Raw genomic sequence first — 14,214 nt, 5'->3', positions numbered from 1 at the left:
AAACGCTATAAGGGATTGATATCGGGTTTACTTCTGTGCAGAACAGCCGGAAAACCGCTCTGCACAGTGCACCTCATTGACTACAGTGCTTTATATCGTTCAGCGGCTTCATCTTGTTTGATGTCTGAGAGCAGAGCCTGACGCGACGCATCGAGGGTGTCCCAGCGGGCAGCATTATGTAACGGCGGGATGGTGACGAGCTCACGGCGATCAAAGCCAACCAGTGCGGCATCCACCAACTCGCCCACTTCCATGAATTTTGCTGAGTTACTGATATCGATACCCGCACGGTCCCAAATTTCCGTGTAAGTGCCGGCAGGGAGCACCGCCTGGATATAAATGCCCTTAGACGACAGCTCCACATTCATTCCCTGGGACAGGAAAAGCACAAAGGCTTTGGTTGCGCCGTAAACCGTCATGGCAAATTCCGGGGCGAGGCCTACGACGGAACTGATATTAACGATCGAGCCCTCTCCGGCTTTTACCAGTCGTGGTGCCACGGCACTGGCAAGTTTCGTCAGGGCGGTGACGTTAAGCGCAATAAGGCTTTCTATCGATTCCGGCGTCTGCTCTGTAAAACTACCCGACTGCGCGATACCCGCGTTATTGATAAGGATGCCAATCCGTGTGTCTTCACGCAGACGGGCTTCGACCACGGCCAAATCACTCGTTTGCGTGAGGTCGGCAGGCAGAACGTCGACAGAAATGGCATTTTCCTTTCGCAGACGCTCGGCCAGTGTCTCTAACTTCGCTTTGTCGCGCGCGACCAGAACAAGGTCGTGGCCCCGGCGGGCAAACCGTTCAGCGTAAACAGCACCAATACCCGTGGATGCGCCTGTAATGAGAACTGTAGCTTTAGTCATAAGTTGATCTTCGTTATTAATGTGTAAACAGAATTCGCACTGCGCGATGTATGTAGAACCGTGACACCACAGATCTACTTGTTGGTCTCGGCAAGCGACGGATAATCGGTGTACCCTTGCGCGCCACCGCCATAAAGTGTTTCAGGATTGAGTGGGGCCAGAGGCGCGCCCGTCTTCAGTCTTTCGACCAGATCCGGATTGGAGATGAACGGGCGACCAAACGCGAACAGATCGGCTTTGCCTTGCGCAAGTTGAGTGGACGCCAGCGCCAGGTCATAGCCATTGTTGCCGATCCAGGTGTTTTTAAAGCGTCGACGCAATGAGTTGTAATCGAAGGGTGCTACATCACGCGGGCCGCCTGTAGCACCTTCAACCACATGGAGATAAACAATGCCTAATGCATCGAGTTGCTCAGCGAGGTAGTCATATTGAGGTTGCGGGTCACTGCATGAAATCGCATTAGCAGGAGAGACCGGTGAAATGCGCACACCAGTGCGATCGGCACCGATCTCATCTATGACGGCAGCAGTGACTTCTAACAGCAGGCGCGCACGATTCTCGACAGAGCCGCCGTACTCATCGGTACGCTGATTAGCGCCGTCTTTAAGGAACTGTTCCAGCAGATACCCATTCGCGCCGTGGATCTCAACGCCGTCAAACCCGGCAACAATGGAATTGGCGGCAGCTTTTCTGAAATCGTCGATAATCCCCGGTATTTCCTGCAGCTCGAGCGCACGTGGTTCAGAGACGTCCGTAAAACCGTTGTTCACAAAGGTCTTGGTCTCAGCACGGATGGCGGACGGGGCGACTGGTGCCGCGCCACCCGGCTGTAAATCGACATGCGAAATTCGTCCCACGTGCCATAACTGTACAAATATGCGCCCGCCTTTGGCATGCACCGCATCCGTCACTTTGCGCCAGCCATCGATTTGAGCCTGTGTATAGATACCCGGCGTATCCTGATAGCCCTGTGCCTGTGCGGAGATCTGCGTGGCCTCAGTAATCAACAAGCCTGCTGTTGCGCGCTGGGCATAGTAGGTCGCCGCCAGTTCGCTGGGTACCAGACCGGTTCCGGCCCGGTTACGGGTCAGCGGTGCCATCACGATATGATTGGCAAGTGTGATTGGCCCGAGATCATAAGGTTGAAATAATGTCGTCATGTTTATTCTCTTGCTAAGTGGTGGGTCAACGGTCAATTTAATGATGATGATCATAATCTATAAAGTCAACTGGTTTGATTATGATCATCATCAATGTATACTTAGACCCTATTTTTGAGAGGGGTAGCAAAGCATGAAAGTGTCAAAAGAGCAGGTTCGGGAAAACCGGACTCGCATTGTAGAAACGGCCTCCGAACTTTTTCGTGAACGCGGTTTTGACGGCGTGGGCGTGGCGGAACTGATGTCAGCGGCAGGGTTAACCCACGGCGGTTTCTATAAGCACTTTGGCTCTAAGGCTGATCTGATGGCGGAGGCAATGAACTGCGGTTTTACGCGTTCTGCAGAAAGCACGGCAGGTGTGGACCGGGAAAAATTTATTGAATACTACCTCTCCCGACCCCATCGTGATGATATGGGAAAGGGCTGCGTGATGTCGGCACTTGGTGCTGATACAGCCCGGCAGTCTGAATCAATCAGGGAGACGTTTGCGGCCGGAATTGAACGTCAGTTGGCAGTTTTAGAAAATGAACATGAAACGCGTGCAGACCTGCTCGATACCATGGCGCATCTTGTCGGTGCCCTGGTGCTCTCCCGAGCCTGCCCGGATAATTCCGCTCTTGCTGATGAAATTCTGAATGTGTGCCGCACACGTCTTCTCCGTAAGGATTAATGTTGCACGGAGAAATGAATTTTTTCTTACTGAGTTGCATGCAGTTAAAGCCCCCAAATTAGTTTGGGATTTTGATAGCTGCCATTAAGTCATACGCATATGAGAGGTTCTTCAGCGGTATTAGCGATAACATGCTCAACGGCGATGATGATGGCGGTTATGTTGATTTTGGTCACGGTAACGTGCTGCATGTCCATGCCGCTCTGCATTTTGGTAACCAGTCTGAAATGGCTTTAGGTCAGGGCTCATCCACACTTCCGGGCCATGAGCGCGATATGAAGCATAGCGTCAGTGAACTGCCGGTAAGCTAGTGGATAGGTCCGTCGGTGGTTCGGACGTTCAGCTCACAGGGTAACCTGAATATGGGTACGGCAACCCCGGGGAATAATGTCACGTTCAGTCCGTCACAGGACGGTACCTCGGCTGAGTTAGTGGCCAGTGTATCAGCCCAGACTCAGGAGAATGTGACTCAGGGTATTCAGGGTGGATATACCCCCAGTGTCAGCGTGAACGGCGTTGAGGGTTATAACGGACAGGCCAGTGTGAACATATTCTGACAAAAAAACTGGCCCAAAACGCTCCCTGAGCTGGGAGAGTTTTGTATAAAGCGGGTATCGGCAATAATTGGAAGAAAGTGCATAACGTCCACACTCTGGTACTATTTTTGAGTGTAAAAAACAGGACTTGACTGGCTGCTATGAACGATCAGCGGACATATAAACGCCAAATTGGTTAGGTGGGGAGTCATGACTGATAATTATGCCATAACCCATATGAAACAGGCCGGATAACTGATCATCTTAGGCTTCACAAATGATTTCATTGACAATAAAAAGTAATATATAAAAGTCAGTTGATGTTTTTATTCGTATAAAGAAGCCTCTCCTTCCGGACGGGTTTTAAACCGGCGATGCATCCACAGGTATTGTTCTGGGGCGCGGAGGATTTCATTTTCGATGATCTTATTCATGTAACCAGCTGCGACGATCTCGTCTCCCTCGGGATACCCTGGTAAAGGATTACTGACATACATCTGATAACCTTTTTTATCGCTCCGTCGGATCATGCTAAGAGTGATCAAATCTGCGCAAGCAAGTTTTGACAGTGCATACGTTCCATTCGTCGTGGCTGCTTTTTTTACGGAGAAAAAGGGAGCGAAAACGCTACCCTTAGGCCCATAATCCTGATCAGGTGCAAACCACACAGCTTCACCGGCCTTAAGTGCATGAACAAAGCCAGATAAATTACGTCGATTAATCATTGCCTTATTTGAGCGCATACGTCCTTTTGTCTGAACCCATTCCATCAATGGATTATTGTGCGGGCGATAAGTCGCCATCATAGGGTGACATAACCCCATTACTCTTCCGCATAATTCAAGAGACATGAAATGAATCCCGACAACCATTACCCCTCTGGTTGCATTTGTCAGGTTTTCAATTCCTTCGACATCAAACCATTTTTTGACTCTTGCATCACTCCAGAACCAGGCCATACCCGTTTCAATCAGTCCCAGCCCAAGAGAAACAAAGTTTTTACTAACCATCTGGCTTCGGACAAACGGTGTCATCTCAGGAAAGCAGAGTTCAATATTTCTGACCGCAATACCTTCCCGACGTTTCAGAAAGGGTCTGGATATTTTTCCAAGACCAGATCCCAGCACATGTAATATTGGATAAGGAAGTTGAACGATAATCCATAGCAGGCCCAAACCAGTCCATATAAGCCAGTAGCGTGGATGAAGTAAATGGTTAGTAAATGGTTGTGACATGGTTTTTCCTTAAGGCAATTGAAGGTGGTAACGCATAAGGAAAAAATGAGAAATTCGTCTTTAGCGATACACATCTTTTTAGACAGCTTAAGGGGGATTAAATTCAATAAAATAATTTTTCGCTACTCTTAAGAGATTCGGAAGATTGCGCGAAATTTTTAATCCAATGATTTTTGACGAAAAATTAATATTTTTATTATTAACGTCCAACAAATTATCTTGTTGGTTTGTCATTCTCAACACATTCAATAGGGTGAAAACGAATTTTGGGAAATTAGCTATCGTTTTTCTAGAGAACCTCGCCTTGTTTGAAGAAATCCCAGAAATTTCCGGGGCGATTGCATATTTGTCATTATTAAATCGAATTCTGTGAATAAAGAAAGGTTGACCTACCTGTGATGGCGACTCTAAGGGACATTTTGCTCAACAAGTACTGGAGGTTTCATTTCATTATCCTGTCGTCTTCAACTGCAGTAAAAAGAAATCTTTTGATCTTCCTGTATTGTCACGTTCGGTTACAAGGACTGATCAACTGCCGATGCACTAACATTCTGGTGCACTACATAATTACATTCAGGGCATTCCAGAACCGATTCTTTTCGTAATTTCCACACTGTCTGAGCGGCCCTGTGTGTATGTCTGGCAGGCAACATGAACAGGTTTTTCTTTAAAATGGCTGAGTTCTTGCGTATAAGAAATGAGTGTCTGTAAACTATAATATTTATTATGTGTTTTTATAAAAATGACTGTATTGAATTCCGACCATTGATAACTGAATCATAAATTGAATCTCTGTTTTATGATACAATACCCTTCCATGAGAAATTTATGATGAAATCTGATGATACACTTGATTGGTACCCGGCACAGTTGCCGCCAGTGAAAATGATCCTTGGTGAAGCCCTGCTGGCTGTGGGCAAACAGGGCAGGCCGATTAACACCCGTACGTTGCTTGAATATTTACAGGTGATGCAGGGCAAGCAAAAAAGACGGGATGACAAAGTTGCCATGCAGACCGCGATTGATGTTCTCAGGGATAATCAGCGCATTAACGGCAGGCGTTAATGCGCATTTTAATTCCGCGTCAGTTCTGAATGATTTCCACTGTATGGTTTTGTCCGTCATCCAGCAGAGGAATTCTGTCATCAGGCAGACTGTGACCATCCAGAGTGACCCGATATACTCCGTCACCGCGCGAAATATTAATCTGATAATGGCTTTCGCCATATTGGTATGTCATAGCAAAAGATGACCACTCCTCCGGCAACCGAGCATGGACAGTGAAGGCGGTACCGGATCGTTTTATTCCCAGTAATTCCTCGGTCAGAAGACGCCAGGCCCAGCCTGCGGAACCGGTATACCAGCTCCAGCCTGCTCGTCCGGTATGGGGAGCAACGCTATAGACATCAGCACTCATAACGTAGGGTTCTGCTTTATAGACCGCAACTCCTTCTGCATCCAACGTGTGATTGATCGGGTTGAGCATTGACCAGAGTTGCCAGGCGCGTTCTGTATTCCCCATTCGGGCAAATGCCATTACTGCCCAGATGGCACCATGTGTATACTGCCCTCCGTTCTCCCGAACACCAGGCAGATATCCCTGAATGTAACCCGGGTTAGAACCATGCCCATCGAAAGGGGGGATTAACAGTTTTATTAATCCTCCTTCGTTATCTACAAGGTGCTTATCCAGCGCCTGCATGGCCTGTGTGTAGCGGACCGGGCTTGCGGCCCCGGACAATACAGACCAGCTCTGTGCAATCGCATCAATCCGGCAGTCCTGCGAAGCTTTCGACCCCAGGGGAGTACCATCGTCAAAATACCCGCGCCGGTACCATTCGCCATCCCAGGCGTGGGCTTCGAGATTGTTTTGCAGGCGCAGGGCCTGTGAACGATATATCGAGGCGACAGTGTCATCCTCCCTGCGCTCCGCCAGGGCTGCAAACCGCTGCAAAATGTCGTACAGGAAAAAGCCCAGCCAGACGCTTTCACCTTTACCTTCAATACCAACCCGGTTCATCCCGTCATTCCAGTCGCCTGCCCCCATCAGAGGCAGGCCATGCTCTCCGAACCGCAGACCATATTGAATCGCTTTGACGCAGTGGAACCAGAGAGTCTCTTCGGTATCGCTGATGATCGGTGTGTCATAGACAGACTCTTCACCTGGCAGAAGCGGACGCCCCTCCAGATAAGGGATACGTATTTCCAGAACATCCTTATCCCCCGTCGTTTCCACATAGTGGCAAACGGCAAGTGGAAGCCACAGGTAGTCATCAGAACAGCGGGTACGAACACCGTTGCCATGTGGCGGGTGCCACCAGTGTTGCACATCTCCCTCAATAAATTGCCGTGATGCACAAAGTATTATCTGTTCACGCATTCGGTTCGGATCGGCATGACTCAGTGCCAGTGTATCCTGCAACTGATCGCGAAAACCAAATGCACCGCCAGACTGATAGTAACCACTGCGGGCCATAAGGCGACAGGCGACTGTCTGATACATTAGCCAGCCATTAACCAGTAAATTTACGGAAGTGTCGGGGGTGTTAACCACGATTTTATCGAGCACATTGTGCCAGTGGTTGTGAACCCGGTTTAGCTCCTGGCGGACCGTATTCTCATTCATATAATGGGCAAGACTCTCTTGAGCACGTGCGTGATTTTCATCTGCGCCGAGGATAAAAATAAATGTCCTCTGATCCCCATCAATTAATGTGACCGCCGATTGTACCGCCCCGCAGGGATCCACCCCTGCTCCCGTCTTACCTGAAAGTCTGCGCAATTTCATAGCAGACGGATCGTGCAGAGAACCATTACGGCCGATAAACTCGCGACGGTCGCCTGTCAGTGAACAATCATTACCGCTGACGGCAAAAAATGCAGTACGCTCACCACCGTTATCACCGTAAAAATTGTTCGCCAGTACCCCGCAGCCGCCAGATATACTGGCCGCCTGTGTCACAATGTGAGGAGCTGAACGCGTTCGGGCCTCTCCGAGTGTCCACTCAACATAGCCAGTGGCAGAGAGTTTACGTGTCCGTCCCGAAGTGTTACTGATCGTCAGGAGCGCCAGTTTTACCGGCGCCTCTTCGGCAACCAGGACCGTCAGCTCGCTGTCTATACCGTTCTCACGATGGGCAAAAACGCTGTAACCAAAACCATGACGAGTCAGATAATTACCGTGTCCGCGAACAGGCAAAGCCGTCGGTGACCAACACTCACCGCTCTCTTCATCGCGCAGATAAAACGCCTCGCCGCTGCGATCGCTCACCGGATCGTTCTCCCACGGTGTTAACCGGTATTCATGTGCATTCTCATACCAGGTGTAAGCCTGTCCCGCCTCTGAAATCACGCTGCCAAAATGGGAATTAGCCAGTACGTTTGACCAGGGGGCCGGTGTCAGCGCATTTTCACGCAGGACAATCTGATATTCCCGACCATCCTGCGAAAATCCACCGTACCCATTGAAATGGCATAACTGACTGATGTCGGGAATCCAGTCCGTATGTTGATTACGCTCCCGCACAGCATGTGGAATGAATGCTCTTACCGGAGGTTTCAGGGTATTAATACGCTGGTTAAGCTGCTCATTAATTCCACCTGTGCGGTCATCAAGATAAAGACAGGCCACGCTCATCAAAAGCAACTTATCCTCAGCGGAGAGGTGCTCGCCATTCCGGACAAAAAGCCCGCCCGGTTTATCCAGCAGACTGGCCTCAGACCCGGCATAAATTAAATCCATAATCTGATTTTGTAATTCCTGCTGGTAGCCCCCGGGGCTGTTATTCATGATCACTAAATCAACATCCAGTCCTTTCTGTCTCCAGTACCGGTGTGCCTGAATCAGTGTGGTAACGGAGGCGATACTTTCCTCGCTGGTAATAATGAGCAGCACTATCGGCAGATCACCTGAAATTGCCCAGCCCCACAGACCTGACTGACCACGCCGGTTTCGGCTGATCACCCGACCTTCGGCGCGTAGCTCCTGGACAGGGTAAAGCACTGCGCTGGCGAGACGATTAAACAAGGTGGCATCATCTTCACTGGCGTTCATCTGGCGTAATACCACCAGACTATGAGACCAGGCCAGTTCAAAGACTCGATCAGCAATAGGGTAGTCGCGATATTTCTCCAGCAACTCCAGACTCTGCTGGCGGTTATCGCTGATACCATAAATGATATCAATCGTGACCGGCTGCCCCGGCTGCAGAATGATGGTGTTGCGTATCGCCAGTATAGGGTCCAGTACTGGCCCCGATGTGTTGCTGAGCGACCCTCCGCCCTCTATTGCAAGGGCGTTAGCGGGAGTTCTGCCACGACCAAGAAATTTTGCCCTGTCCGTTTCAAACGAGACGTTATGACGGTTATCGCCATGCACCACCATCATATGAAACAGGCAGGGACTCGATTCATCCGGTGAGCGCGGGCGCCGGTGGCAAAGAATAGCGTCACGTTCAGGATTCAGCTCAGTCTGAATAAACAAATTGCTGAATGCCGGGTGTGCCTGATCGCTGGCATCAGGTGCCAGTACCACTTCGGCATAGGTTGTCAGCTCCAGGGATCGGGGCTGGCGACCACGATGAATCAGTGTGAGCCGTCGCAGCTCAATATCATCCTCAGGGGAGATCACAACCTGAGTTTTGACGCTGAGTCCAGCGAAGGTACGTCTGAATTCAGCGCTCGCATCGGTGAAGATCACTTCCTCGTCGTGTTCGCTGGCATTGCATGTCGGCTGCCAGGTATTGCTCCACACGTCGCCCGTCTGCATATCGCGGATATAGCAGAATGTTCCCCAGTTATCGCGCGTAGTATCACTGCGCCAGCGCGTAAGAGCAATATTATTCCAGCGACTGTAACCTCCCCCTCCCGCTGTCAACATCAGATGATAATGGCTGTTAGACAGCAACTGAATATCCGGGGCTGGTGTGTCTACCCCATTGAAAATCCGGGGTTCATAGCGAACGGGTTTCATTCTGCCCTCATGAGATTCAAAATGACGCCGCGGGCTATAGAGATCGACCGCATCCGGCACGCGTTCCTGTAAGAGCAGACTCGCTGACCGGAAAACTGTACTGGACATGAATCGCTCAGCCATGGGGGCACCAAGCAGCACATGGGCCAGCGCCTGAAAAGCCATGCCCTGGTGATGTGCCATCCATGACTGCACCACCGCATAGAGCTGACCGGTTGCGAGGCGTGAGGGGGTATAGTCCAGCGCTTCGTAAAAACCGTATTCTCCATGGGCGCCATTTTTTTGCAGTCTGAACAGATTCTCACAGGCTCTCTGTGGTGAGACTATCAGCGCCAGCAGTGTGGCGTACGGGGCGACAACCATGTCATCCGCAAGTCCCCTGCGCAGACCGAGCCCCGGTACGCCAAATGCCTGATATTGATAATTACGCTGAACATCAAAAGCATGATAACCAGACTCTGAAACTCCCCATGGTACCCCGCGTTCTTTCCCCCAGTGAATCTGGCGCATAACCGCAGACTGACTCATCTCATCAAGCAGACTGCCTGGCCAGGTGGGCATCACCAGATTCGGCATCAGGTATTCAAACATAGACCCGCTCCATGACATCAGGGCCGTTTCATTATCAATCGTGGTAAACAGCCGCCCCAGCGCGTACCAGCTTTTAAGAGGCAACTGATTAGTCGCAATAGCGAGAAAACTAGTCAGGCGGATTTCAGAGGGCAGCAGATCATAATGGCTCTTATCAGGCGTATTCGTGTCACAGTTATAACCGACACTGAGCAGACTGGTTGCTTCGCTGTACAGAAAGGCGAAATCCATTCGGGCATGCTCATTCAGCCGCTGTTCAAGCTCGGTGATAATATTCAGTCGCATCCGGGCCTGCTCTGCCGCTGACGCCGTAGGTGTTCCCTTACCGGAAAATGTTGCCCGGGCAAGCTCGCTCAGCGTCGGCAGCGGCTGTTCGTTCCTGGAGGCAGGTAGCCAGCCAAGCAGCAGCGACCACTCATGGCAAAGCTGAACCAGTTGATGCTCCAGATGCCCTGACCAGCGCATCTGAAGGGGAGACCCCTGATGACAGTGCGTTGTCAAATGGTTGCACTGGGTACGCATTCTTTTCAGCTCGCTGAAAAACGCCTGCGGAGGTAGCGACACCGCACTCAGCCAATGTTTGCGTAGCAGCCGCAGGCTATCAGGCGGGTTCTGACCCCACTGTTTTTCCAGAATATCCAGCGTATCGTTCAATCCAGCCAGTATCCGTTGGGTGTTTAAAACGGGCTGATGACGCATAGCGGACAGCCCTTCACGCAGTGTCAACAAGTGCCCCGCCATGTTTCCGCTGTCGACGCTTGAAACATAGCGTGGGCTGAGGGGGGCCAGTGTACGGGTGTCATACCAGTTATAAAGATGGCCCCGGTAATGCTCCATTTTATCCAGTGTGTCGAGGGTGAGCGACACGCGTCGTAGCACCTCTCCGCCGGGCAGGTAGCCAAAGTCCCAGGCTGTCAGGTTAGCCATAAGGGAAAGGCCAATATTGGTAGGAGAAGTACGATGGGCCACCGTCGGTTGCGGTATTTCCTGGTAGTTATCAGGCGGAAGCCAGTTTTCTTTTTCTGTGGCAAAGGTCTCAAAAAATGACCAGATTTCACGGCTTGTCTGGCGTAACAGCTGTATTTGTTCCTTATTTGGCGAAAACACCTTGTGCACAGGCTGGCGACTCAACCAGCTCATCAGCAGCGGTGCCAGACACCATAACAAACCGATCGACAAGGCAATCGACAGTAGTGGCGGTGCAAATTGTCCAGTCAGTATTGTAAGCGTCACGCCACATGCAACATTCAGCCACATCGCCTGATAAAAACGTGCAACAGAGGGTTTGTCCTGATTGCTGTCCAGACTGTGACTGACCCACTGGCTGAGGTGACGCCTGCTGACTCCCAGTCGCCATAGCGTCACGGCAATCGCCTTGAGCGAATATCCGGCTTCATGCGGCAGTATCGCAAAATTAAGGCCGACGCCTGACAAACGCTTCAGCGCGCCTGCCCCCACCAGTAACAGATACGGCCTCAGGCGACGACGCAGAGGCTTATGCAGAAAGTTGTGGACGATGCTGAGGATGGTAGGTAACAGCCATATCAGTGCCAGTACGCCAAGCCAGTAAAATGGATTGGGTACCCAAATCAGGGAAAAGAACAGCAATACCAGTAAAGAAGGGGCGACCATACTGCGACGCAAATTATCGAGTAATTTCCAGTAAGAAAGAGTGGACAGCGGGTTCTTGTCCCGGGTTCCATCAGTTTTTCTGACATGTGGCTTCAGCCAGTTAAGCAATTGCCAGTCGCCCCGGATCCAACGTGAACGACGCGCGACGTCCGAAAGGTAATTATTGGGGTACTGTTCGTAAAGTAAGACCTCACTTAGTAGCCCCGATCGTGCATAGCACCCTTCAAGTAAGTCATGGCTGAGAACCAGATTTTCCGGGCAAGTGTTGGCAGTGGCCTGTACAAAGATATCGACATCATAAATCCCTTTACCGACGAACGATCCTTCCCCAAAGAGATCCTGATAGATATCCGAAGACATCATCGAATAGGGATTAGTGCCCGGTATGCCGCTGCGCATGGCGGCGTAACGTCCCTGACCGTTAAGAGGTATCTCCTCTGCAAGGCCGGGTTGCAGAATGCCGAATCCTTTGACAACCCTCTGACTTGCAGGATCATACTCTGGCGTATTCAGCGGATGCGCCATCGTTGCGACCAGTTTGTGCGCCGTATCGCGTGGCAGCACCGTATCACTGTCCAGAGTAATGACGTATTTAATATGACCCGGTAAAAGCTGAGCAGGCATATCGGCAACGCTGACGAATTGTGTCCCCGGATGGCGCAACCAGCTATTCAGCAGTGCCAGTTTTCCCCGCTTGCGTTCATAACCCATCCACGTTCCTTCTGCGGGGTTCCATTCAGGCTGGCGGTGTAACAAATAAAAACGTGGGCGGTTGGAGGGATAACGGCGATTAAGTGCCTGCGTATCGACAATAGCCTGTCTGAGCAGAGCATTACTTTCCGGTGAGGGTTCATTCTCAGAATCAGAGAAATCGGTGAGCAGAGCAAACCTGAGATTTTCGTTTTCATTCCCCAGCCAGCAGACTTCCAGACTGGTGAGGAATTTGCTGAAACTGTCGTGGCTGGTCAGCATGCAAGGGATGACGATCATGGTTGCACTGTCAGCGGGAATGCCGGTTGAAAAGTCCATGCCTGGCAATGGACGAGGAACGCGAAAACGGGTTGTTGCGTCACTAAGTAAATCACTCATTAACTGAGTGAGAGCAATAATTAGAGGCAATGTTATCGGGATCAGCAGCCAGTCTGCACCCTGCAGGGCAGTTTCGTGCAATATTGCCGCTGTTGTTGCGGTAGTCAACAACGCAAGACTTCCAAGCCATGACAGCAGGGTTACTCGGTTGAAACTGTGGCGCAAACGTATGAGCCAGGAGGTGTTTGCCAACAGATGAATCTCCAGCTCCTGTCGCCCCTCACCCGCGAGATAATACCCTACGTGATGTTCCTGTTCGTCGGAAGCCTTACCCCCTGAAAGTGCCAGTACTCTCTCAGCAACCTCAGGCTCACTGAGACCACTATCCCTGGACAGGAGCTCAACAACGTGGCGGTAATGATCCCGGGTATTGAAGTGCATCCGGGAATAGATACCTGCAGGATCATTGCGTAATGCCTGTTCGACGACGCTTATCGTTTCGGCGAAATCAGCCCAGTCCGTTTCGCTCAGTAATCGCAGACCCGCGATGCTGTTACTGACAGATAGCTGGCTGGCGGCAAGCTGTTGATTGAAGCCATGTATGAGAAAATCAGTGGTGCGCCCTTGTTCCCGGAGGCACTGATCAACCCAGGTAAGAGGTAACGACAGCGTGTTACCATGTCCTTGCAGGCGCCTCACCAGCTCAGCGACAAACGCACTGGTTAACGGAGGACGGGAGCGCGCCATATCGGCAACCACCATGATTAAATCACCAGGCTTGTTCTCCGCACATTCGAAAATCCTTGTTATCCACGTATCTGCCAGGTTTCTGTCCTGTTGAGCTTTTATCACTTCCATACTGATACGCCGAAGATTTTCAATCAGCGCCAGGCGCAGCATACCCGGTAAGGCCCAGACTTCACCCAATGTCAACGGTGTCACTTGTTGATAGGCTGTGAGATAGCTTGTCAGGCTGGAGGTATCCCAGCGGCCATCACCGTGAGCAATGGCCTCAGATGCAATATTGTAAATTCGTGGGCAATTCAGTGGTGACATCAGCGATGGAAGACCTTTACCGAAGCTTTTCGGCAAGTGCTGGCGGACAGTGCGGATTTGTTCTTCAATCAGGTAGTAATTGTCCAGCAGCCATTCCCCGGCGGGCATAATGCTCGTTTTTTTTCCGGCATTGAGCTCGTAACAGTTTTGCGTGATAACAGTTTCATTGTCGCTGAGCCGTTTCAGAAGGTAGTAAGCGGGTTTATCCGGCGATAATTTATGCGTGCGTGCCAGCTTCTGACCATAGCGTTCCATCTGTACGGTCGAAAAGAGTTCTGGCTGTGGAGTGTTTTCACCGGCAGGATCGTTCGCCGGAAACATAACGCGTCCGGAGGTATTCGTCGGAATACGGGAGCGGTCAAACCACGCCCAGGGTTTCATTTTCATAGCGTTGCTCTGATGCGACGTTAGCGCGCAGGAGCAGTTGCGAAATCAGTTCAGAAACGTTCTCTCAGGATGGGCGTAAGGCA

The 14,214-nt window shown here is 50.9% G+C and carries 8 protein-coding genes; 4 read left to right on the top strand and 4 right to left on the bottom strand.

Annotated features, from left to right (window positions below):
- Positions 1–80: 80 nt before the first annotated feature.
- Positions 81–863, bottom strand: coding sequence for an SDR family NAD(P)-dependent oxidoreductase (locus tag L2097_RS25275; RefSeq protein WP_250353896.1), 783 nt, complete (start codon positions 861–863; stop codon positions 81–83).
- A 74-nt stretch (positions 864–937) separates the two neighbouring features.
- On the bottom strand, positions 938–2,023 hold the full coding sequence (locus L2097_RS25270) for an alkene reductase (RefSeq protein WP_284454105.1): 1,086 nt from the start codon (positions 2,021–2,023) through the stop codon (positions 938–940).
- 133 nt (positions 2,024–2,156) lie between these two features.
- On the opposite strand from L2097_RS25270, the gene L2097_RS25265 reads away from it, so the two are divergent.
- From L2097_RS25265 to L2097_RS25255, 3 genes are all read left to right on the top strand, one after another.
- Positions 2,157–2,693: a TetR/AcrR family transcriptional regulator gene (locus L2097_RS25265; protein WP_085007563.1), complete on the top strand. Its 537-nt coding sequence runs from the start codon at positions 2,157–2,159 to the stop codon at positions 2,691–2,693.
- Between the two features lie 131 nt (positions 2,694–2,824).
- On the top strand, positions 2,825–3,004 hold the full coding sequence (locus tag L2097_RS25260) for an autotransporter adhesin family protein (protein WP_250353895.1): 180 nt from the start codon (positions 2,825–2,827) through the stop codon (positions 3,002–3,004).
- Between the two features lie 51 nt (positions 3,005–3,055).
- Positions 3,056–3,250: an autotransporter adhesin family protein gene (locus L2097_RS25255; RefSeq protein ID WP_250353894.1), complete on the top strand. Its 195-nt coding sequence runs from the start codon at positions 3,056–3,058 to the stop codon at positions 3,248–3,250.
- 305 nt (positions 3,251–3,555) lie between these two features.
- On the opposite strand, the gene lpxP is transcribed toward L2097_RS25255, so the two are convergent.
- Positions 3,556–4,464: a kdo(2)-lipid IV(A) palmitoleoyltransferase gene (gene lpxP, locus L2097_RS25250; RefSeq protein ID WP_250353893.1), complete on the bottom strand. Its 909-nt coding sequence runs from the start codon at positions 4,462–4,464 to the stop codon at positions 3,556–3,558.
- 831 nt (positions 4,465–5,295) lie between these two features.
- Between lpxP and L2097_RS25245 the strand changes: the two genes are divergently transcribed.
- On the top strand, positions 5,296–5,529 hold the full coding sequence (locus tag L2097_RS25245; protein ID WP_045514395.1) for a YnaE/YdfK family cold shock protein: 234 nt from the start codon (positions 5,296–5,298) through the stop codon (positions 5,527–5,529).
- 19 nt (positions 5,530–5,548) lie between these two features.
- Here L2097_RS25245 and L2097_RS25240 read toward each other — a convergent pair whose 3' ends face one another.
- The gene (locus L2097_RS25240; RefSeq protein ID WP_250353892.1) at positions 5,549–14,131 is read right to left on the bottom strand and encodes a GH36-type glycosyl hydrolase domain-containing protein; all 8,583 of its coding nucleotides are present in this window, start codon (positions 14,129–14,131) and stop codon (positions 5,549–5,551) included.
- Positions 14,132–14,214 lie beyond the last annotated feature (83 nt).

Source organism: Citrobacter sp. MNAZ 1397 (assembly GCF_023613995.1).
Classification (GTDB): domain Bacteria; phylum Pseudomonadota; class Gammaproteobacteria; order Enterobacterales; family Enterobacteriaceae; genus Phytobacter; species Phytobacter ursingii.
This window is presented reverse-complemented; position numbering and strand designations above follow the sequence as displayed.

Coding starts and splice junctions, on each gene's coding strand:
- L2097_RS25275 (WP_250353896.1), bottom strand. CDS start 863: ATGACTAAAGCTACAGTTCTCATTACAGGCGCATCCACGGGTATTGGT.
- L2097_RS25270 (WP_284454105.1), bottom strand. CDS start 2,023: ATGACGACATTATTTCAACCTTATGATCTCGGGCCAATCACACTTGCC.
- L2097_RS25265 (WP_085007563.1), top strand. CDS start 2,157: ATGAAAGTGTCAAAAGAGCAGGTTCGGGAAAACCGGACTCGCATTGTA.
- L2097_RS25260 (WP_250353895.1), top strand. CDS start 2,825: ATGCTCAACGGCGATGATGATGGCGGTTATGTTGATTTTGGTCACGGT.
- L2097_RS25255 (WP_250353894.1), top strand. CDS start 3,056: ATGGGTACGGCAACCCCGGGGAATAATGTCACGTTCAGTCCGTCACAG.
- lpxP (WP_250353893.1), bottom strand. CDS start 4,464: ATGTCACAACCATTTACTAACCATTTACTTCATCCACGCTACTGGCTT.
- L2097_RS25245 (WP_045514395.1), top strand. CDS start 5,296: ATGAAATCTGATGATACACTTGATTGGTACCCGGCACAGTTGCCGCCA.
- L2097_RS25240 (WP_250353892.1), bottom strand. CDS start 14,131: ATGAAAATGAAACCCTGGGCGTGGTTTGACCGCTCCCGTATTCCGACG.